The 19385-nt window shown below is 61.1% G+C and carries 17 protein-coding genes; 7 read left to right on the top strand and 10 right to left on the bottom strand.

What is annotated here, in order from left to right:
• Position 1: 1 nt before the first annotated feature.
• Positions 2 to 241, top strand: a complete 240-nt coding sequence (locus ACX80D_RS03185) for a hypothetical protein (RefSeq protein WP_459321183.1) — start codon at positions 2 to 4, stop codon at positions 239 to 241.
• Positions 242 to 339: 98 nt separating this feature from the next.
• Here the strand turns inward: ACX80D_RS03185 and ACX80D_RS03190 are convergent, their stop codons facing one another.
• The 4 genes from ACX80D_RS03190 to ACX80D_RS03205 form a co-directional block, all read right to left on the bottom strand.
• A complete protein-coding gene (locus ACX80D_RS03190; RefSeq protein WP_459321184.1) occupies positions 340 to 1206 on the bottom strand; it encodes a hypothetical protein in 867 nt (288 codons plus the stop codon).
• A 425-nt stretch (positions 1207 to 1631) separates the two neighbouring features.
• Positions 1632 to 3164, bottom strand: coding sequence for an FAD-dependent oxidoreductase (locus tag ACX80D_RS03195; protein WP_459321185.1), 1533 nt, complete (start codon positions 3162 to 3164; stop codon positions 1632 to 1634).
• Positions 3161 to 5323, bottom strand: a complete 2163-nt coding sequence (locus tag ACX80D_RS03200) for a molybdopterin oxidoreductase family protein (protein WP_459321186.1) — start codon at positions 5321 to 5323, stop codon at positions 3161 to 3163. Before ACX80D_RS03200 ends, ACX80D_RS03195 begins: the two co-directional genes overlap by 4 nt.
• Before the next feature lie 119 nt (positions 5324 to 5442).
• Complete coding sequence (locus tag ACX80D_RS03205; RefSeq protein WP_459321187.1) at positions 5443 to 6858, bottom strand: MFS transporter; 1416 nt, start codon at positions 6856 to 6858, stop codon at positions 5443 to 5445.
• Between the two features lie 311 nt (positions 6859 to 7169).
• On the opposite strand from ACX80D_RS03205, the gene ACX80D_RS03210 reads away from it, so the two are divergent.
• The 4 genes from ACX80D_RS03210 to ACX80D_RS03225 all read left to right on the top strand — a co-directional run bounded on the left by ACX80D_RS03210 (position 7170) and on the right by ACX80D_RS03225 (position 11750).
• Positions 7170 to 8228 carry an Ig-like domain-containing protein gene (locus ACX80D_RS03210; RefSeq protein ID WP_459321188.1) on the top strand — a complete coding sequence of 353 codons (1059 nt, stop codon included), beginning with the start codon at positions 7170 to 7172 and terminating at the stop codon, positions 8226 to 8228.
• Positions 8229 to 8341: 113 nt separating this feature from the next.
• Positions 8342 to 9946: a sodium-dependent transporter gene (locus ACX80D_RS03215; protein WP_459321189.1), complete on the top strand. Its 1605-nt coding sequence runs from the start codon at positions 8342 to 8344 to the stop codon at positions 9944 to 9946.
• Positions 9943 to 10080, top strand: a complete 138-nt coding sequence (locus tag ACX80D_RS03220) for a methionine/alanine import family NSS transporter small subunit (protein ID WP_459321190.1) — start codon at positions 9943 to 9945, stop codon at positions 10078 to 10080. The genes ACX80D_RS03215 and ACX80D_RS03220 overlap by 4 nt, the downstream gene beginning before the upstream one ends.
• Before the next feature lie 260 nt (positions 10081 to 10340).
• A complete protein-coding gene (locus ACX80D_RS03225; RefSeq protein ID WP_459321191.1) occupies positions 10341 to 11750 on the top strand; it encodes an MFS transporter in 1410 nt (469 codons plus the stop codon).
• Between the two features lie 106 nt (positions 11751 to 11856).
• Here the strand turns inward: ACX80D_RS03225 and ACX80D_RS03230 are convergent, their stop codons facing one another.
• The 6 genes from ACX80D_RS03230 to exaC form a co-directional block, all read right to left on the bottom strand.
• Positions 11857 to 13656, bottom strand: coding sequence for an acetyl/propionyl/methylcrotonyl-CoA carboxylase subunit alpha (locus ACX80D_RS03230; RefSeq protein ID WP_459321192.1), 1800 nt, complete (start codon positions 13654 to 13656; stop codon positions 11857 to 11859).
• A gap of 166 nt (positions 13657 to 13822) precedes the next feature.
• Positions 13823 to 14179, bottom strand: a complete 357-nt coding sequence (locus ACX80D_RS03235) for a winged helix-turn-helix domain-containing protein (protein WP_459321193.1) — start codon at positions 14177 to 14179, stop codon at positions 13823 to 13825.
• Complete coding sequence (locus ACX80D_RS03240) at positions 14176 to 14619, bottom strand: hypothetical protein (protein ID WP_459321194.1); 444 nt, start codon at positions 14617 to 14619, stop codon at positions 14176 to 14178. The genes ACX80D_RS03235 and ACX80D_RS03240 overlap by 4 nt, the downstream gene beginning before the upstream one ends.
• A gap of 509 nt (positions 14620 to 15128) precedes the next feature.
• On the bottom strand, positions 15129 to 15752 hold the full coding sequence (locus ACX80D_RS03245; RefSeq protein ID WP_459321195.1) for a Maf family protein: 624 nt from the start codon (positions 15750 to 15752) through the stop codon (positions 15129 to 15131).
• A gap of 210 nt (positions 15753 to 15962) precedes the next feature.
• Positions 15963 to 16370 carry a DUF779 domain-containing protein gene (locus ACX80D_RS03250; RefSeq protein WP_459321196.1) on the bottom strand — a complete coding sequence of 136 codons (408 nt, stop codon included), beginning with the start codon at positions 16368 to 16370 and terminating at the stop codon, positions 15963 to 15965.
• A gap of 254 nt (positions 16371 to 16624) precedes the next feature.
• Entirely contained in the window at positions 16625 to 18148 is a 1524-nt protein-coding gene (exaC, locus tag ACX80D_RS03255; protein ID WP_459321197.1) for an acetaldehyde dehydrogenase ExaC, read from the bottom strand.
• 186 nt (positions 18149 to 18334) lie between these two features.
• Here exaC and ACX80D_RS03260 point away from each other — a divergent pair, with 186 nt between their 5' ends.
• Positions 18335 to 18706 carry a hypothetical protein gene (locus tag ACX80D_RS03260; RefSeq protein WP_459321198.1) on the top strand — a complete coding sequence of 124 codons (372 nt, stop codon included), beginning with the start codon at positions 18335 to 18337 and terminating at the stop codon, positions 18704 to 18706.
• 32 nt (positions 18707 to 18738) lie between these two features.
• Positions 18739 to 19344 (top strand): hypothetical protein, encoded by a 606-nt coding sequence (locus tag ACX80D_RS03265; RefSeq protein WP_459321199.1) that lies wholly within the window; start codon positions 18739 to 18741, stop codon positions 19342 to 19344.
• The last annotated feature ends 41 nt before the right edge of the window (positions 19345 to 19385 follow it).

A 19385-nucleotide genomic window follows, 5' to 3' on the forward strand; every position in this document is an offset into this window, starting at 1 on the left:
AATGTCACTACCCACTGGGGTGGTTCTCCCCGAATCAATGTTGCACAGTGAATGGTTTGCCGTGTGGGCAACCTTTGTAGCAATCAACACTCTGATGTATGCGGCCCTGTCCATCGCCAAGATCCTGCCGAACATATACCCAACCGACTGGTTCCTCGGCAGGAACCGACGCTCGGAGACGCGCAGCATCTATCCAGACGCGGATAGCCGTTCCCGGACTGCTGCGCATCCCGAGGCATAGGACTCACAATCGTGGTGGAGTCCGTTGAAGGCCTGGACTGGGTACACCGGCTTTCAAATCCCACGGCGCGGTTTACAGTTGCTCTCCTGCGCAGAGGATCAACATCCCTTGCGGAGTGCGGCGCAGAGTAGCGGCGCGGTTCCGAGAACAGCATTTTTCAGGTTGGTTGATTTCACTCCAAGTTCTGCCGTGGGCTCCAGGGCGAGGCTGGCGTTGTCCAAGAACTGGGACCATTTGGGGATTTTTGCCTCGCCAACTTCCTTCGCCGCACTCTTCCAAGAATCAACGCAAGGTCCGCTTGAGCTCGCCAGATCCCAACCGGCAGTGAAGAGTTGGGCCGGGTCATAGTCAGGGGTGGTCAGCAGCTCTTCTGCACCGGCGCTGGCGTCGAACACTGCCACCGTGCAGTCCCACACGACCTTATGCGTGGGTGAACCATCGGTCATTGCCGTCCTTACAGCTGCGAGGCTCTTCGCTTGGAATTGTTCCATGACATACGTGTTCGCTGTCCAGGCCAAGCTGAGCTCCGGGTGAATGGCCCATGCGAGTGATTCTGCTCCGCCGATGACCGTGATGCTTTCACCAGGGGCCATAAAAGCACTGCTGTACACGGACTGGATAGCGTTGTGAAATTGGGCGACCTCAGCGCTGCGCGTTCCAGTCTTAAGACGCTCCGCGGGGAAGGACTCCGCGAATCCCCAGACCATCTCGCTGTTGTTGGTGAGTGAGATCGCCCCAGTTGTTTGATTGCTGCAGACAATGATGTCTTCGAGGTACTTGGCCTCTACCTTGTCAGTGGTCTCAAGCGGTTCCCTGATGGGCAAACCAAAAGTGCAACCGGCATCAGGTTGTTGGGGGAGCGTAGTGGGAACAGGAGTGGAGCACGCGGCAAAAGGCAGTATCAGGGTTAGTCCCAGAGCCAGTGCCAGTCCACGGAAGGTGCGCCCGCTGCGTGCAGTACTCACTGGACCCGATCTGTCCGAAGAAGACATCATTGCCACCTCATTGCCGCCCAAGGAAGTTTCCCTGTGCACGGGGAACCTCGAAGCCTCCAACGCGGGCAGAATCTACGCTGTTTAGTGAGTGTAGGGGAACACGGCAGGCGGGGCACCAGTAGTGGTACTCAGTTTTTCCTCGGACAGCTACGTGCTTAGACATCCAAGGCGCCGGAATAAGTAAGTAGAGGGAGGCTGTATTCAAGGTAGAGAAATGTTCTAGGGACTCCATTGCTACCTTGGCGCGATTGCTACCTTGGCGCGGCACAACAGGAATTCCCCCGAACCCCTTTAGTCTGCTCGCCACGTGGACAATCGACGGCCAGATAACCCTTGCCACTGGCCCTTGAACTCTGAGCATGAATCCCGCAGGGGCCTTCTTTCCCAGAGCCTGGTTAGGCAGCTGCCGGGGCGAAATGAGCCTCGATCAGGGTTTTCAGCTCACCATGACAGCCACCGCAACCGGTTCCGGCACGCGTGAGGGCTGAAATTTCCGGGACGGTTGAACAGCCGCCCGTTACCGCTGAGGTAATGGCTTCTTCTGTGACACCGGCACAGCGGCAGACCGTCCTGGCCGGGTCGGGCACGGCAGCTACAGAGCTGTCCCTGTCCGAAGCATCTAGGCGCAGTAGCGCCGAACGGTCAGCCGGAAGCTCGGACCCGCGTTCAAAGAGCAGCGTGAGTTCCGCACCAGCTCGTGGCATGCCGACGCTGACAAAGCCCTCCAATACACCGCCTCGGGTACTCATCTTCAAATATTTCCCGTGCTCGGGATCAGCCCACTGGCTCACCGTTAAGCCGGGAGCTTCGTCAAAGGGCCCGGCCGTCACGTCCCCGGCGGCCGCTACATCCACACCGCGAGCCTTGAGCATGAGCACCGGTGCCCGTTCAGCAGGCAACGGTACTGCCGCCGCGACGGAACCGCTTAAGAAATCGGCCAGCCATTGTGCCTGCCGCCAACCCGGTCCGATCAAACCCAGCGGCCCTGAACGCTCAGCGCAGTCACCGCACTGCGGATCCAGGCAACGAACCTGGGCACAGTCACCAATGGCGAACACGTGGGGATCGTGATGCGCCATGAGCTGGTGGTCCACCAAAATTCCCCGTTCCGTAGACAGGCCCGCGCCTGCAGCCACGTCAATACGCGGGCGCACACCACAGGAGAGCAGCAATAGCTCCCCTTGTATGCTCATCTCCGCGTCCTGAAGCAAACCGGAAAAGGCGGGAACGCCGTCGTCCGCTGGAGTCAATTCCACCCCGACAGCACGCGCATGCGAGACCACAGTGATGCCCCTGGCACGCAGCGCGGCTGCCACGGTATGGCCCGCGCCGGCGTCGATGGTGCGGCCCATGGTGTGCGCACCGTGATGGACCACGCTCACCCTGGCACCCTCCTCGCGAGCGGCCAGTGCAGCCTCCAACCCAAGGATTCCCCCACCCAGCACCACCACGTGTTCCTTGCGTTCCACGGCATTGCGCAGCACCGCGGCGTCAGCAAGATCACGCAGAGCACTCACTCCACGGGGGAGCGGGGCCCGTGCTGTTGGATCCGGATTGAGCCCGTGCAAGGGAGGGATCACAGGGCGGGCGCCCGTAGCGAAGACCAGCTTGTCATAACCGATCCAGGCCCCATCGGCCAGCAAGACTGCTCGGCGGGCGCGGTCCACCCGGCGGACCTCTGTGTGCAGCAGCACTTGAGCTCCTTCTGCTCTCAGCTCCGCCGCATCCGAGACAGACATGGCCTCCTCGGTGGTTCTGCCCACGCCCAAATCAGCCACCAGTACCCGGTTGTAGGCGGCGGCGTTTTCCTCACCAATTATGGTCAGGGCCAAATCCCCGCGCTGGAGGCCAGGTAATAACTCCTCGGCCAACCGGGCCGCCACGGGCCCGTAGCCAATGACCACTATGTGCAGGGGTGCGCTCATCATGCGACTGCCTCCAATGCGCTTTCCTTGACCGCGCCCTCATTGACTGCGCTGGCGTTGCTGCTGTCGTTGCTTATCTCCGCGGTGACCGTGACCGAGCTGGCCTTGAATTCCGGCATGCCGGAGATGGGATCAACCGCCGCACTGGTGAGTACGTTCGCGTTCTCGGCGTCCGGGAAGTGGAAGGGAAGAAAGACTGTATCGCTGCGAATTGCTGTGCTGAACGTGGCCGTGCACCGCACCGAGCCGCGCCCGTTCGCAATGGTGACATGTGCGCCGTCGAGAATTCCTCGTGACTGCGCAGCCAGCGGATGGATGAGCAGCTGGGCGTGCGGGGCAGCTCTACTCAAGGCCTCAACCCGCCGGGTCTGGGCACCGGATTGGTAGTGCTCCAACAGCCGGCCGGTCACCAAGGCCAAGGTTGCGCCGGTGAAAAGGGGGTCCCTTTCAGTACGGGACGACGGCGATACCGGTGTCAGCGCCGCCTTGCCATCGGCATGGGCAAAGCGGTCCAGGAAAAGCCGAGGCGTCCCATGGCTGCCGGCAGGGTAAGGCCAATAGGCCTCCTCGCCGGCGTCCAGCAGGGCGTAATCAATGCCGGAATAATCAGCCAAGCCGCCAGCGGAGGCGGCACGCAATTCGGTGAATACGGTCTGCGGGTCCGCACTGAATGTTGAGGGCGCATTGAGGCGCCGGGCGAGCTCGGCCATGATCCACAGTTCTGAACGCGCACCGGCAGGAGGGGTCACGGCAGCTCGGCGGCGCAGCACCCGGCCCTCCAGATTGGTCATGGTGCCCTCCTCCTCCGCCCACTGCAACACCGGCAACACCAGATGGGCCTCCCGCGCCGTCTCGGACATGAAAAAATCGGCAACCACCAGAAAGTCCAACCGGCGCAGACCCTCGATCACAGTGCTGGCGTTGGGCGCCGACACCGCCACGTTGGCGCCGTGAATGAAGAAGGTGCGCACGCCGTCGGGCTTGCCCAGCGAGGCAAGGAGCTCGACGGCGGGTATGCCAGGACCGGGAATTTGCTCCGGTTCCACGCCCCACACCTTGGCCACGTGGGCGCGGGCAGCGGGGTCGGTGATTTTGCGGTAGCCGGGGAGCTGATCGGCCTTTTGGCCATGTTCGCGCCCGCCCTGCCCATTACCTTGACCGGTCAAAGTCCCGTAGCCGCTGGTGGCCGAGCCGGGGAGCCCTAGCAAGAGGGCCAGATTGATGGCGGCGGTGGCCGTGTCCGTGCCATCCACATGCTGCTCCACGCCGCGACCAGTGAGGATGTAACTGCCGCCATGCCTCGCTCCCTCGGCCAGAAGCCGGACAGTTTCGCGTAGCTGTTGCACGGGCACACCCGTCACCGACTGCACCCGTTCAGGCCACCAGGAGGCCACGCTGCGAGCCAGCTGCGCATAGCCGCTGGTGCGGTTGTCGATGAAGTCCTTGTTGGCCCATCCGTCGTGAATGACGATGTGGCACAGGCCCAGCAACAGCACCAGATCGGTGGCGGGCACAGGCTGGAGGTGCAGACCAGCACCGTCGGCGGTAAATTCTGCCGTGGCTGTGCGCCGCGGGTCCACCACGATGAACCCGCCGGCGGCTCTGGTGCCAGCCACATGTTGGACGAACGGAGGCATGGTCTCGGCAACGTTGGAGCCGAGCAGCAACACGGTGTGAGCACTATCCAGATCGGCGAGGGGGAAGGGTAGGCCGCGGTCCAGGCCGAAGGCCCTGTTGCCAGCTGCTGCGGCCGAGGACATGCAAAAACGGCCGTTGTAATCGATCCGCGAGGTGCCCAGTGCCAGGCGGGCGAATTTGCCCAACTGGTAAGCCTTTTCATTCGTCAAGCCGCCGCCGCCAAAGACGCCAACTGCGTCGGCCCCGTACTGTTCGCGGGTGCGCAGGACGTTCTCGGCGATGAGGTCAAGGGCTTGCTCCCAGTCGATGGGGCGGTGCTGACCGTCGGCGCCGCGGAGCAGGGGAGTGGTGACCCGGCTGGCGTGGCCCAGGAGTGCGCCGGACGTCCAGCCTTTGCGACACAACCCGCCGCGATTGGTGGGGAAATCGCGGCCGGCAATGGTGGGTTCCGGCTGTGCTGGTGGCTGTGCCGGTGGCTGTACCTGTGGTTCCGGCTGCGCTGGTGGCTGCGCTGTGACGGTCATGGCACATTGCAAAGCACAATAAGGACAGTGAGTGTCCGTCCCATTCTCCCCTGCAGCAGGAGCTGCCGCGGGGGAGGGAAGGGGCGTATCCGGCGTCGTGCGGGGCATGGTGGGGAACATTAGACGTTTCCCAGCGAAGCGGCCGATGAGCGGCGCAGGTACACGGCCCAGGTCAGCGCCATGAGAACCAGGTAGGCGGCGACGAAGCCGATAAATGCACCTTCATAGCCACCGGTGGACTGGCGGGATGCGTTCAACACCTGCGGGACCACAAATCCGCCGTAGGCGCCGATCGCGGAGATGATGCCCAATGCCGCAGACCCCTTCCGCGTGGCGCTCATATGGCTGCCGGAAGCGTCCCCTGAAGTGTTGGAGGCTTTGGCGCGAAGGGCGAAGACCATGGGAATCATGCGGTAAGTGGAGCCATTTCCGGCTCCAGCTGCGGCAAAGAGCACCAGGAACAGGAGGAGGAAAAGCGGGAAGCTGCCCAGCGGGAGGGTCACCACCTGGACCATGGCGGTCAACGCCAACACGCCGAAGCAGGCCACGGTGACGCGGGCACCTCCGAAGCGGTCGGCCAATTTTCCGCCGTAGGGCCGGGCGAGCGAACCGATCAGCGCGCCCAGGAATGCCAGCGAGATGATGGCCGGGCCCAGCTTCAAGCCCACGTCGGGGCCGAATGAATCCATGATCAGCTTCGGGAACACCGCGGAGAATCCAATGAATGAACCGAAGGTGCCAATGTAGAGCAGCGCCAGAATCCACAGGTGCGGTTCGCGCAGGGATGCCAGGGAACCGGCGATGTCTGACTTGGCGCTGGCGAGGTTGTCCATGTATTTCCAGGCGCCCCACGCGGCGATGAGGATCAGCGGGACCCACATGAGTCCGGCCAGCGGCAGCCCCAGAGTTCCCGCGGCCAATACGGTCACCGCGAGCGGCACCATGAACTGTGCGACGGCGGCACCTAGGTTTCCGCCGGCTGCGTTCAATCCCAGCGCCCAACCCTTTTCACGGGCGGGGTAGAAGTAGGTGATGTTCGCCATCGAGGAGGCGAAGTTGCCGCCACCCAAGCCAGCGAGAGCGGCCACCACGAGCATGGTGGCGAACGGTGTCTCCGGGTTACCCAAGCACCATGCCATACCGAGGGTGGGGATCAGGAGCAGCAGGGCCGAGAAGATGGTCCAGTTGCGTCCGCCGAATTGGGCCACCATGAAGGTGTAGGGGATGCGCAGTGTGGCGCCCACTAAGGAGGGGATGGAAATGAGCCAAAAGAGCTCTCCGGAGCTGAAGGTGAATCCGGCCGCTGGCATGAAGACCACCACGATGGACCATAGCTGCCACACCACGAAGCCCAGGAATTCGCAGGCGATGGACCAGGCCAGGTTGCGTTTGGCAATGGCACGCCCAACGCTGTTCCACTGCTGCTCATCCTCGGCGTTCCAGTGGTGGAGCCACCGGCCCCGCGTGCTGGTGATTGTTGCCCCGGCGCCTGTTTTTACGCTCTTGCTGCTGGTGCTCATCTGCTCAACAGTCATGACTTGCCTCCCGGTCGCTGTGTGGTGCCTGTGCACTGTTGGTGCAAGTGCAGTGTCGGTGCCTCTTCGTTTCTCACTAACAGCAACGTTAGGGAAGCGGAGTTTCGGGGCTGGTCACGGGGTGTGAACTTGTTGTGACGTTTAGCTAACCGCGGTTCGAGACCATGGTTAGGTGGGCTTTTACGGGAGCCTCCATGGCGCCTCTTCGGCAGGCCACGGCGCGGGTATAGCCTTGGGCAGTCGGCCTTCTGCGGCCGGTGAAAGTACGGGGGACTTTCCGCAACTGTGTTGTGAGGAAAGTGAGAATTACCGTGAACCCTCTTATTGCTGCGTCCCCCCGCAGAATCATTCGAAAATATCTGGCGCTTCCGTTAGTGGCCGCCCTACTTTTTGCGTTCACCGCAGTGGCTCCGGCCAATGCTGTCACCGCTCCCGGCGCCCCATCCATACAGGCGGCGGTCACCTTGAACGCTTTCACTGTGGATATCAACTTTGCCGGTGACCAGGCCACCATACTGGGCGAGGTTCTCCCCGCCGTGCCAACCACTAACGTCCCCACGGGGACCATCACGCTCCTGACAGATACCTCCAACACACCGCTCGATACGTATCCGCTGTCCCCTACCAGCGATATCCCCAGTGGATATGTTCTTTCAACACCGCCATTGACCGTGGGAGGAAACTATTTCCGGGCTGCGTACTCGGGGGACGCAAACTTCGCACCCCGGATAATCCGCTTCTCCGTGATGGCTTATACGGGACCAGAAACCCAGACCACGCTGACGGTAAGCCCGTCGGCCACCTCCGCAGTAGGCCAGTCGGTGACCCTCACTGCCCACGTTTCAGCACTGAGCGGCCCCCTGACTCATCCGCCCGTGGGTGAGATTTCCTTCCGGGTGGACGGCGTGGAAGTTGCCTGGGCATATATGGGCGCTAACTGGCGGGCCAGCGCCACCATCGACACCCTTAGCCCCGGCAAACATGTCATCACGGCCGAATACCTGGACCAGCTCGGAAACTTTGGCTCGTCGACGTCGGCCGGTATCACCCACACTGTGAGGTCCGGGATGGCAGCTGTCCGCACGGAATTCCATTCCTCCCATCACGGCAATATTCCGCGAGGCCAGGCCGTGACGGTCCAGGCGGTGATTGCGTCCAGGCTGGCAAATATGCCTACGCCCACAGGTTGGGTCCAGTTCTACGATTGGAACACCAAGATTGGTGCCCCTGTGCTGCTGGTCAATGGCAAGGCCAACTTCAAGTACAGCGGAATGAAACTCAGTAAGCACATATTGAACGCCAAATATCTTGGATCAGCGCTCTACCTGCCGCGGGACACCCCGGCTAGAACGGTCACTGTTGTTCGGTGAATGGGCCGGTGAGTGGGAGCGCGGTGGAGAAGAATCCGGCCTCTAGCTGTGAAAATGGGAAGGTGTTACAGCAAATACCTTGAAGTTAGCTGTCAGTGGGTTAATGTGTCCTCATGACTACATCACCCGCAGGCCGAGGCGGAAAAGCCGCTTCAGCCCCACGAGAGACATTCTCCTCGCGAAAACTCTTTATCCTCTCAGCCATCGGTTCCGCCGTTGGCCTGGGCAATATTTGGCGCTTTCCGTATGTCGCCTATGAAAATGGTGGGGGCGCCTTCCTGATTCCTTATCTGGTGGCACTATTGTGCGCCGGTATACCGCTGTTGTTCCTGGACTACGCGATCGGTCACCGCTTCCGTGGCTCCGCACCCCTTGCCTACCGCCGTTTGCACCGTGCCGCCGAGCCGATCGGCTGGTGGCAGGTGCTGATCTGCTTCGTCATCGCCGTTTATTACGCCGCCATCATCGCCTGGGCGGCCATGTATGCGTGGTTCTCGATCACCAAAGCCTGGGGCGACGACGCCGAGGGTTTCTTCTTCGGTGAGTTCTTGCAGACCGCGGACACTGCAGGATTGTCCTTCGACTTCGTTTCCAGCGTCTTCTTCCCCATGCTCGCAGTCTGGATCATAGCCATTGTGATCATGGTGGCAGGTGTCAACAAGGGCATCTCCCGCGCCAACGCAGTATTCCTGCCACTGCTGGTCATCATGTTTGTGATCCTGGTAGTGCAGTCCCTGTTCCTTGACGGGGCCATGGTGGGCCTGAACGCGTTCTTCACCCCGGACTGGGCAGCCCTGCAGAACCCCGGCGTATGGGCCGCAGCCTTCGGCCACATCTTCTTCTCACTCTCCGTGGCTTTTGGCATCATGGTCACCTACTCCTCCTACCTGAAGCGCAAAACTGACCTGACCGGTTCGGGGATGGTGGTGGCCTTCGCCAACTCCGGCTTTGAAATCCTCGCCGGTATTGGCGTCTTCGCCGCCTTGGGCTTCATGGCCGTCGCCTCAGGAACAGCCGTGGATGAAGTGGCGTCCGGCGGTATTGGATTGGCCTTCGTGGCTTTCCCCACGATCGTCTCCGAAGCTCCCTTTGGAGCGGTGCTGGGCGTGCTGTTCTTCGGGTCGCTGGTCTTTGCCGGCTTGACCTCGCTGATCTCCATCTTGGAAGTTATCGTGGCAGCCTTCCAAGACAAGTTGGGCTGGAGCCGCAAGAGCGCCACGTTGAGCGTCACCATCCCGATTGCTCTAATCTCGCTGCTTCTGTTCCCGACCACCACGGGCATCCAGCTGCTGGATACGTCAGATGCGTTCGTGAACCAGTTCGGTATTCTGGCCTGTGCGTTGATCTCGGTCATCGTGATTTCAGCAGGACTGAGCAGCCTGCCCCGCCTCCAGAAACACCTCAACCGGACCTCCTCGGTAAAGATGGGGACCGGTTGGCGCATCCTGGTCGGAGGCGTTGCGCCGGTGGCTTTGGGCTACATGCTCATCAACGAGATTCAAAGCAAAAGCGCCGAACAGTACTCGGGCTACCCCGCCTGGTTCAACGGAGTCTTTGGCTGGGGCATGGCCGGCGCGCTGATCGTCGGAGCAATCCTGCTGACCCTTATCCCCTGGAGCGATAAATCCAAGCTCAAGGATCCCGAGTACGACGCATTCAACACCGCCGCTGAACTTGAAGGCGACGTTGATAACAACATCAAGGAGCTGAAGTCATGACCCCGGTAGCCATCACCATGATGATCATTGCCGTCTTAACAGTTTGGGGCGGGCTGGGACTAGCCCTGTGGAACCTGTCACGACACCCGGAGGACGAAGAGATGCTTCCGAAAGAAATGCCGCACGAACTCTAGTACGTTCCGTGCATGACAATGGCGAATTGGACATATTCCAGGTCGCCATTGCTATGCGCTCGCACCGGCATTGGCACCTCCGCAATGTCCAAACTGTGGATGCGTTGTCCAACAGGTGGACATTGGGGGTACTCTTGATAGTCGCAGAGTGTCATAAAAAGGTTTTGCCGCTAAATTCGTTGACATGCTGATCCGCTTGTGCGCCGCACAGGATGAGCTGTTCAGCCGGTGGTAGCAAAGCCCCGAGAGAAAGCCGAGCCATGAGCTCTTCTAAAAATACGGCGACGGTGGAGAACCCGCCCGTCAACAGTCGGGGCAGGGTCATTGTGGCCAGCCTGGTAGGAACCACCATTGAGTTCTACGACTTTTACGTTTACGCCACCGCTGCTGTTCTGGTCTTCCCGGCGCTCTTCTTCCCGAACGCCGACGCCGCCACAGCATTGCTGAGCTCCTTCGCCATCTTCGGTGTGGCTTTCATCGCCCGCCCCCTGGGTTCCATTGTGTTCGGACACTTTGGCGACAAAGTGGGGCGCAAGGGAACGCTCGTGGCATCGCTGCTCACCATGGGTGTCTCCACCTTCTTGATTGGCTGCCTGCCGACGGCGCTCGTGCCCGGTTGGGTATTCTGGGCACCGGCACTGCTGGTGGTCATGCGCTTCATGCAGGGCCTGGCCCTGGGCGGCGAGTGGAGCGGTGCCGCATTGTTGGCTACTGAAAATGCACCCAAGGGTAAGCGCGCCATCTACGGCACCTTCCCGCAGCTGGGCGCACCCATCGGCTTCATCCTCGCCAACGGCATCTTCTTGGCACTCAGCTTTGGCCTGACCACCGAGCAGTTCCAGGCCTGGGGCTGGCGCATTCCGTTCCTGCTCAGCGCCGTCATGGTGATCGTTGGTCTGTACGTCCGCCTCAAACTCGTTGAAACACCGGCATTCCAGAAGGTCATCGACCAGGGTGAAGTCTCCAAACTGCCCGTGGCCCGAGTCTTCAAGACCAGCTGGCGCCCGCTGATCCTGGGCACCTTCGTCATGCTGGCCACCTACGTGCTGTTCTACCTCATGACTACGTTCACGCTGTCCTATGGCACCACCCCCGCCACCATTGAAGCAGCCAAGGCCAAGGCAGAAACCGCCGGCAAGCCAATGACGGCCGACGCCATTGCCAGCTGGGTCCCCGGACTGGGCTACACCCGCAACGAATTCTTGATCATGCTCATTGTCGGCGTCGTGTTCTTCGGTATCTTCACCCTGGTTTCAGGACCGTTGGCCGAGAAGTTTGGCCGCCGTAAATCGCTACTCTGGATCACTGGCGGCATCGCCGTCTTCGGCCTGACCTTTGTGCCGCTGTTCGGGGCGGGCCTGGCCGGCGTCATGACCCTGCTCATCCTCGGCTTCACGCTCATGGGCCTGACCTTTGGTCCCATGGGTGCCCTGCTTCCGGAACTGTTCCCCACGAACGTTCGCTACACCGGATCTGCCATCAGCTACAACATGTCCAGCATCCTCGGTGCTGCTGTGGCACCGTTTATCGCCGTGGCGCTCTGGCAGGCTGCCGACGGAAGTCCGTTCCTGGTGGGTATCTACCTGTCCTCGATGGCCATCTTGACGTTGATCGCCCTGTTCATCATGAAGGAGACCCGAGACCTGGACTACACCTCCAACGTCAGCTGATCCCACCTTTGCTTTCACAGCAAAACGCTCCCTCACCTTCCTGGCGTAAAACCCTGGAAGGTGAGGGAGCGTTTGTGTGTTCAGAACCTTGTGCGTGGCTTCGGAATTAGTCCTCGATGGTGGCCAGTACGGCACCGGCGGAAACGGTGTCGCCGGTGGCTGCGTTCAGCCCGGTGACGGTTCCTGCTCGGTGCGCTGTGAGCGGCTGCTCCATCTTCATGGCCTCCAGGACCACGATCAGATCGCCCTCGGCCACCACGTCACCATCGGCGACGGCAACCTTCACAATGGTGCCCTGCATAGGGGAGGTCAGGGCGTTGCCATTGGCAGCAGCGGGGCCTGAGCTACGGTTGCGTCCGGCCTTCTTGGCCTTCTTCGTCCCCTTGCTGGAACCATTACTGACAGCGAACGACGACGGCAGCGTCACCTCAAGCCGTTTGCCACCCACCTCGACGGTCACGCTCTGACGAGTGCCGGCGTCGTCCGCGGCACCCGCCGCTGAGGCGAGGTCGAAGGCGGGGATGGTGTTGTTGAACTCGGTCTCGATCCAGCGGGTGTGGATGGTGAACGGTTTACCGTCGGTGGGTGCGAAGGCGGGGTCGGCGACTACCGCGCGGTGGAAGGGGAGCACGGTGGGCATGCCGCCGATTTCCATTTCGGCCAGGGCGCGGTTGGCGCGGGCGATGGCCTGCTCACGGGTGGCGCCGGTGACGATCAGTTTTGCCAGCATGGAATCGAAGTTGCCGCCGATGACTTCCCCGGCCGTGATGCCGGAATCGACGCGGACGCCGGGGCCGGTGGGCAGGGTCAAGGTGGTGACGGTGCCGGGGGCGGGCATGAAGCCGCGGCCGGCGTCCTCACCGTTGATGCGGAATTCCAGTGAATGGCCGCGGACTTCGGGATCGCCGTAGCCGAGTTCTTCGCCACGGGCGATCCGGAACTGTTCACGAACCAGGTCGATTCCGGTGACTTCTTCGGAGACCGGGTGCTCCACTTGGAGGCGGGTGTTGACCTCCAGAAAGGAGATGGTGCCGTCGGTGCCGACCAGGAATTCGCAGGTTCCGGCGCCCTGGTACTTGGCTTCGGTCAAGATGGCCTTGGACGCGGCGTACAGCTGGGCGTTTTGGGCGTCCGTCAGGAACGGGGCAGGTGCCTCTTCAACCAGTTTCTGGTTGCGGCGCTGAAGTGAGCAATCCCTGGTGGAGACCACCACAACATTGCCGGCGGCGTCGGCCAGGCATTGCGTTTCCACGTGACGCGGGGCGTCCAGGAAGCGCTCCACGAAGCACTCGCCGCGGCCAAAAGCTGCGATGGCTTCGCGGACTGCGGATTCATATAGTTCCGGGATTTCTTCACGGGTGCGGACCACCTTGATGCCGCGCCCGCCGCCACCGTAAGCAGCCTTGATGGCCAGCGGCAGACCGAATTCATCGGCGAAATCGAGTACTTCTTGGGTGTTCTGCACCGGGTTTTTAGTGCCGGGAACCAGGGGTGCGCCCACCTTTTCGGCGATGTGGCGCGCCTGTACCTTGTCGCCCAAGGATGCGATCGAGGCGGGGGAGGGGCCAATCCAGAGCAGACCGGCGTCGATCACCTTCTGCGCGAAATCGGCGTTCTCGGAAAGGAATCCGTAGCCGGGGTGAACGGCGTCTGCTCCGGAAGCCTTGGCAGCGTCCAGGATCTTGTCCATGACAAGGTAAGAGTCGGCGGCCGTTGTGCCGCCCAGCGCGAACGCTTCATCAGCCATCCGCACATGCAGCGCCTCGCGGTCCGGGTCGGCGTAGACGGCGACGGAGGCGATGCCTTCGTCGCGTGCTGCCCGGATGATCCGGACGGCAATTTCGCCGCGATTGGCGATCAGTACTTTGCTCAGCTTGTGCGCCGGGGCAGATGGTGAATTACTCACAGACGGACTCCTTCTATTCTCAAGAGAGCCTAGCGTGAATATGTCGATTTTCCTCACACATCATGGCGTTTATGCGTGTGCGATGCGGTTCCTTTGTGGGGTTCCTACAAGAATGGGCCTGCTCAGCCTCCGGCGGTTACTTACTCAGCCTCCGGCGATTGCTTACTCAGCCTCCGGCGATGAGGCGAAGCGTGGCTATGTGGTGTTCCCATGCCTGCTTACCTTCTGGGCTGAGGCTCAGTGAGGTGCGGGGGAACTTGCCCACGAAGCTCTTCTTGATGGTCACGAAACCGGCCTTTTCCAACTGGGTTAGCTGCTTGCTGAGTACCGAATCACTCACCTGAATGGTGTTGCGAAGGTCCTTGAAGTCCATGGTTTCGGTTTTGGACAGGGCTGCAGCGATGGAGAATCTGACGGGCTGGTGCAGTACTTCGCTGAGTTCGTGGCGAGGGTGCTGGGGCTGGTCTTGAGTGTCTGGGGCCTCTTGAGCGCCTTGTGTACCTGGGGCTTCTTGGGGGCTCATGCGCGCAACTCCCTAAATGCTGCTGCCACGCCCGCCGCTGCAAGGACTACTGCAGCGCTGATGTAGTAGGCAAGGTTTCCGTTGGGGAACGCCAAGGATCCTATGGTGATGGCCGCACCGTAGAGGACGAAATAGGCGATGAGCGATGTTGCGAACCGCTTGGAAAATCCGGCTTTGGTGGTGCGCTGCATAAAGGTCCAGGTGAGGGCCGTGATGGCTGCCCAAGCTCCCACGCTCATAGCCATCAGCGGAGCGCCGTAACCGGTATGAGCAACCATCTGGAATCCGATCATCATCATGGAGCCGATGATGGCCAAGGAGTTGAAGACCATTGCGGTTGGCCAGCCGGCGGCGCTGGTGGCGGAGCTGCCGATGCCTTCGGCTCGAGCGAGCATCTCGCGGGCTTCCTCTGCGGAGAGTATTGAACTGTTCTGGCTCACGACGGGCCTTTCGGTTGAGTAGGACTGCTTCACTGCCTCAACTATACGAAACTACTTTCCATTCCGTCAAGTAGTTTCTGATGGCCACTGTTTTGATGCGCTGAACTGGACGCGGGTGTGGCGCATAGGCGCTTATGCGTCAGGCTCAAAACGAGTCCGACGCATATAGGGAAGGAGAGCTCCCGTATGCGCTGAACCCGGGCTGGGTATAGCGCATACGGGGCTGGCAGGACGCGGAAGCGCGCGGAGAGACGCGGGAAGTTGGGAATTAGGCCCAGAAGCCAGTGATCGCGACCTCGTATTTGATGGGAATGCGTGCACGAATGGCTCATCCGTATGCGCTGAACTGGACGCGAATGTGGCGCATAGGCGCTTATGCGTCAGGCTCAAAACGAGTCCGACGCATATAGGGAAGGAGAGCTCCCGTATGCGCTGAACCCGGGCTGGGTACAGCGCATACGGGGCTGGCAGGACGCGGAAGCGCGCGGAAGGACGTGGGAAGTTGGTGATCAGGCCCAAAAGTCAGTGATCGCGACCCCGTGCTCACCCAGAAGGCGGCGGAGGGTGGAAATGGACAGTCCAACCACTGTGTGCGGGTCGCCCTCGACACTGGTGATGAAGGCGCCGGCCAATCCGTCAATGGTGAACGCACCGGCAACCTGCAACGGTTCGCCCGTAGCAACGTAAGCGTCAATCTCAGCGTCAGTGACGTCCTCAAAGGTGACCTTCGCGCTCGTGACCGCTCCGTACCCAACGGGGGATCCGGCGTCGTGCGAGGAATTGGTGGTGGAAATGAGCCAATGACCGGTATGAAGGATGCCGGAACGTCCGCGCATCAGCTTCCAGCGTTCGCGCGCGATCTCCGGCTCCCAGGGTTTGCCGTACGGGACGCCGTCGAGCTCGAAGACGGAGTCACAGCCGAGGGTCAGAGCATTTGTGGTGGTGGCGGCCACGGATTCGGCCTTGGCGCGGGCCAACAGTAGCGCCGTTTCTGAGGGGGTGATGGGCCCGGCCGCGGCCGTGAGCGCGTCCTCGTCGGCATCGGAAACCTGAACGGTGTGGGTGATGCCAGCATCGATGAGGAGCTTGGTGCGGGACGGGGACGCGGAGGCGAGAATGAGCTGCGGGGTCATGATTCAAGCCTAAACGCCAGCAGCGATGCTCCGGACAGTCTGGCCTATGCTGGGGTTGGGCTAGTCCGATTCGAGGAGAAGGAGCGATATGGAAATCGCCATGGCAGGAGTCATCTTTGTGGCCGTAGTTGCCGTCATTGTGCAAAAGAGCAAGCAGTCTAGGAACCGCAGGAAGTAACCCGGTTCAGAGCTCGACGCCGGGAGGTCTTGTTAAATCCCGGCCGGAACGAAGCCGTCTACGAGGCGCGAGCGGATCAAAAACCTTTTGCCTTCGGGCGCCTCAACGGAGAAGCCGCTGCCGCGCCCGTCCACTACGTCCACCGTCAAGTGTGTGTGAGACCAGTAGTTGAATTGCTCCCGTGACATCCAGAATTCTATGGGTCCGCATTCGGGCACGTCGAAGATCCCCAGCAGGATGTCTGCCTCGGCCGTGATAAATTCGCCAGCCGGATAGCACATAGGCGAGGAGCCATCGCAGCAACCGCCCGACTGGTGAAACATGAGCGGTCCGTGCCGCGCCCACATCTTCTGAAGCAGTTCCACAGCCGTAATTGTCAGGGCAACGCGTGAGGCGGTTTCGCCCTCGATGGTGATGGCGGCATCCAGAATTTGATCCATGACGGCTCGATTCGGTGGAAAAGGTGTGGTGGAAAAGGTGCGGTGGAAAAGGTGTGGTGAAACGCGCGGTGGATAAGGTGCACGAACAAAAGGGTACGCCGGGCACCTGGGGAGGTGCCCGGCGTCGTACTTTGAAGCGAGGGGGGATAGCGTTCCCCTCAATCCAGCCATTGCTGCACTAGCGTCGAGGAAAAAGCCGCCATTGCTGCGCTAGCGTCACCCGGCCGCCAACCGGCCGCCCGCAGGCGAGCGGTTTAGAAGAAGCCCAACTTGTCCTCGCTGTAGCTGACCAATAGGTTCTTGGTCTGCTGGTAGTGATCCAGCATCATGGCGTGGTTTTCGCGGCCGATGCCCGAGGACTTGTAACCACCAAACGCTGCGCCGGCGGGGTAGGCGTGGTAGTTGTTGACCCACACGCGCCCGGCCTGGATTTCGCGCCCGGCACGGTAGGCGACGTTGCCGTTACGGGACCAAACACCAGCGCCCAGCCCGTAAAGGGTGTCGTTGGCGATGTGCATCGCGTCGGTGTAGTCCTCGAACTTAGTCACTGCGAGAACGGGGCCAAAGATCTCTTCCTGGAAGATGCGCATGTCATTGGTGCCCTCGAATATGGTCGGCTTGACGTAGTAGCCGCCGGCCAGATCCCCGGGAAGGATATTGCGCTCGCCGCCGGTGAGCAGCTTGGCGCCTTCCTGCTTGCCGATGTCCATGTAGGACAGGATTTTCTCCATTTGATCATTGGAAGCCTGCGCTCCAATCTGTGTGTCGGTGTCGAGGGGGTTGCCTTGGATAATGGCTTCGGTGCGGGCGATGGCGTCTGCCATGAAGGACTCGTAAATCCCCGCCTGTACTACGGCGCGGGAGGGGCAGGTGCACACTTCGCCCTGGTTGAAGGCATACATGGTGAAGCCTTCGAGCGCCTTGTCGTAGAAGGCGTCATCGCGATCAGCCACGTCATTGAAGAAGATATTCGGGCTCTTGCCGCCCAATTCCAGCGTCACCGGAATCAGGTTTTGGGATGCGTACTGGCTGATCAAACGGCCCGTGGTGGTCTCACCGGTGAACGCGATCTTGCGGATTCGCTTGGACGAGGCCAGCGGCTTGCCCGCCTCCACGCCGAAGCCGTTCACCACGTTGATCACGCCCGGAGGCAGGATGTCAGAGAGCAGTTCCATGAGCACCAGAATGGAAGCCGGTGTCTGTTCCGCCGGTTTAAGGACGACGGCGTTTCCCGCAGCGAGTGCCGGTGCCAGTTTCCAAACGGCCATCAAAATGGGGAAGTTCCAAGGAATGATCTGGCCAACTACCCCGAGCGGCTCGTGATAGTGGTAGGCCGTGGTGTTGTCGTCGAGCTGGGTCAGTCTGCCTTCCTGGGCGCGGACCACAGAGGCGAAGTAACGGAAATGATCAGCGGCCAAGGGGATGTCGGCGTTGAGGGTCTCGCGGATTGCCTTGCCGTTGTCCCACGTTTCGGCGACTGCCAGAAGCTCCACATTCTCATCGATGCGGTCGGCGATCTTGTTCAGGACGGCTGCGCGTTCGGTAGCGGAGGTTGCGCCCCAGCTCGGTGCCACTTTGTGGGCTGCGTCGAGTGCCAGTTCAATATCCTCAGCCGTACCGCGGGCTACTTCGCAAAAAACCTTGCCGGTGACGGGAGTGATGTTCTCGAAATACTCGCCCTTGACCGGGGCCACCCATTCCCCGCCGATCCAGTTCTCATAACGGTCTTTGAAAGTGACCTTGGAACCATCTGTACCGGGTTGTGCATAAACTGCCATAGTTCAAACTCCTTCGCGGTGGGGGACCTCTGCGTCCTTGTCCGCAACAGTACGGGGAACCACGTTGCAATCACGTTGCATGAGTTGCGTCACATTCGGAGCGCGTCCTAAGGGCACTTGCGTGTACGCCATTTGAGCATAAATTGCGCTCGGGGCATGTCCCCCGCAATCCCGTAGGGTGGAGCCATGGGGACTGAATTGTGGATCTATGGCCTGGGCGTACTCGTGGCGACACTGACCCTTGGGATCCTGGTGGCCGGCCTATTGCTGCTGCGGGCCATGGCCGGGGTGCGTCGCTGGAACCTCTATTTGGGTGCGGTGGCCGCGACGCTTATGGCCTTATTGTGGGCCGCATTCGAGATGAATTTACGCTGGGAGCTGGCGGGGATGCAGTGGGCGGACGGAATCCCGTTGAGCGATGAAGCAACGCTGCAGATCAGCCCTTACCTGATGGCCTCGTTCTACTGTGTGCTGGGCGTTTTTATCGGCGGCTTACTGTTGTATTTCTTGGGGCGGACGGCTGCTCAAGAACGGAAAGTTCAGCGCGCCGCCGTTTAGGACGCTCCCTGCGCCCCCGCTAGAGTCTCCCTATGGACTTACTGATTCCCTTGATCGTTGTGTTGTTGGTGGCTGCCGTGGTGCTCATTGTCCTGGGTAAATTGGGGAAAGCCCGTCAGGCCGAACGCACGGCTCAGCAGTACGGCGCACAGTCCACCTACCAGCCCACTTTCGAAGACCCCTCGGCCCGCGCTCCTGATTTTTCGGGCACAGCCACTATTTCACGTACGACGGCGGGACCCACCACCGCGCCCGGCTCCACCCCTTCGCCCGGCACCGCCGACCAACAGGTCCAAGAAGCCATGGAAGCGATGGCGGTCAACTTAGCCGAACTTCTCAAGAAGAAGGGGCTAAAACACGCCACGTATGAAACGACCAGCACCAGCACCAGCACCAGCACCAGCACCAACGCCAACATCCCGAACCCGATGACACGTGCCACCAGCCAGCTGGCGGAGTCAGCCGGCACCCACTACACGGAGCGGTCACTCTCTCTGACGGAGGAAACTGCCGGACGCGTCAAGGCGCTGGCTTTGGGCGGTAAACGCGAGGGCGCTCTTGCCCTGCTGCGTAACGAAGCAGGCATGGACGCCCGCGGTGCCGAGCTGATGCTGGAGATGATTGTGGAACAGTTCTAGGCCCGGAAGCCAGCCCACCGACAGTCAACCCACCGGAAGCT

It is taken from the genome of Arthrobacter sp. Sr24, assembly GCF_054511175.1.

What these genes read in the sequence shown, in the direction of transcription:
- ACX80D_RS03185 (WP_459321183.1), top strand. Translation starts at nt 2, where the DNA reads ATGTCACTACCCACTGGGGTGGTTCTCCCCGAATCAATGTTGCACAGT.
- ACX80D_RS03195 (WP_459321185.1), bottom strand. Translation starts at nt 3,164, where the DNA reads ATGATGAGCGCACCCCTGCACATAGTGGTCATTGGCTACGGGCCCGTG.
- ACX80D_RS03200 (WP_459321186.1), bottom strand. Translation starts at nt 5,323, where the DNA reads ATGACCGTCACAGCGCAGCCACCAGCGCAGCCGGAACCACAGGTACAG.
- ACX80D_RS03205 (WP_459321187.1), bottom strand. Translation starts at nt 6,858, where the DNA reads ATGACTGTTGAGCAGATGAGCACCAGCAGCAAGAGCGTAAAAACAGGC.
- ACX80D_RS03215 (WP_459321189.1), top strand. Translation starts at nt 8,342, where the DNA reads ATGACTACATCACCCGCAGGCCGAGGCGGAAAAGCCGCTTCAGCCCCA.
- ACX80D_RS03220 (WP_459321190.1), top strand. Translation starts at nt 9,943, where the DNA reads ATGACCCCGGTAGCCATCACCATGATGATCATTGCCGTCTTAACAGTT.
- ACX80D_RS03225 (WP_459321191.1), top strand. Translation starts at nt 10,341, where the DNA reads ATGAGCTCTTCTAAAAATACGGCGACGGTGGAGAACCCGCCCGTCAAC.
- ACX80D_RS03235 (WP_459321193.1), bottom strand. Translation starts at nt 14,179, where the DNA reads ATGAGCCCCCAAGAAGCCCCAGGTACACAAGGCGCTCAAGAGGCCCCA.
- ACX80D_RS03245 (WP_459321195.1), bottom strand. Translation starts at nt 15,752, where the DNA reads ATGACCCCGCAGCTCATTCTCGCCTCCGCGTCCCCGTCCCGCACCAAG.
- ACX80D_RS03250 (WP_459321196.1), bottom strand. Translation starts at nt 16,370, where the DNA reads ATGGATCAAATTCTGGATGCCGCCATCACCATCGAGGGCGAAACCGCC.
- exaC (WP_459321197.1), bottom strand. Translation starts at nt 18,148, where the DNA reads ATGGCAGTTTATGCACAACCCGGTACAGATGGTTCCAAGGTCACTTTC.
- ACX80D_RS03260 (WP_459321198.1), top strand. Translation starts at nt 18,335, where the DNA reads ATGGGGACTGAATTGTGGATCTATGGCCTGGGCGTACTCGTGGCGACA.
- ACX80D_RS03265 (WP_459321199.1), top strand. Translation starts at nt 18,739, where the DNA reads ATGGACTTACTGATTCCCTTGATCGTTGTGTTGTTGGTGGCTGCCGTG.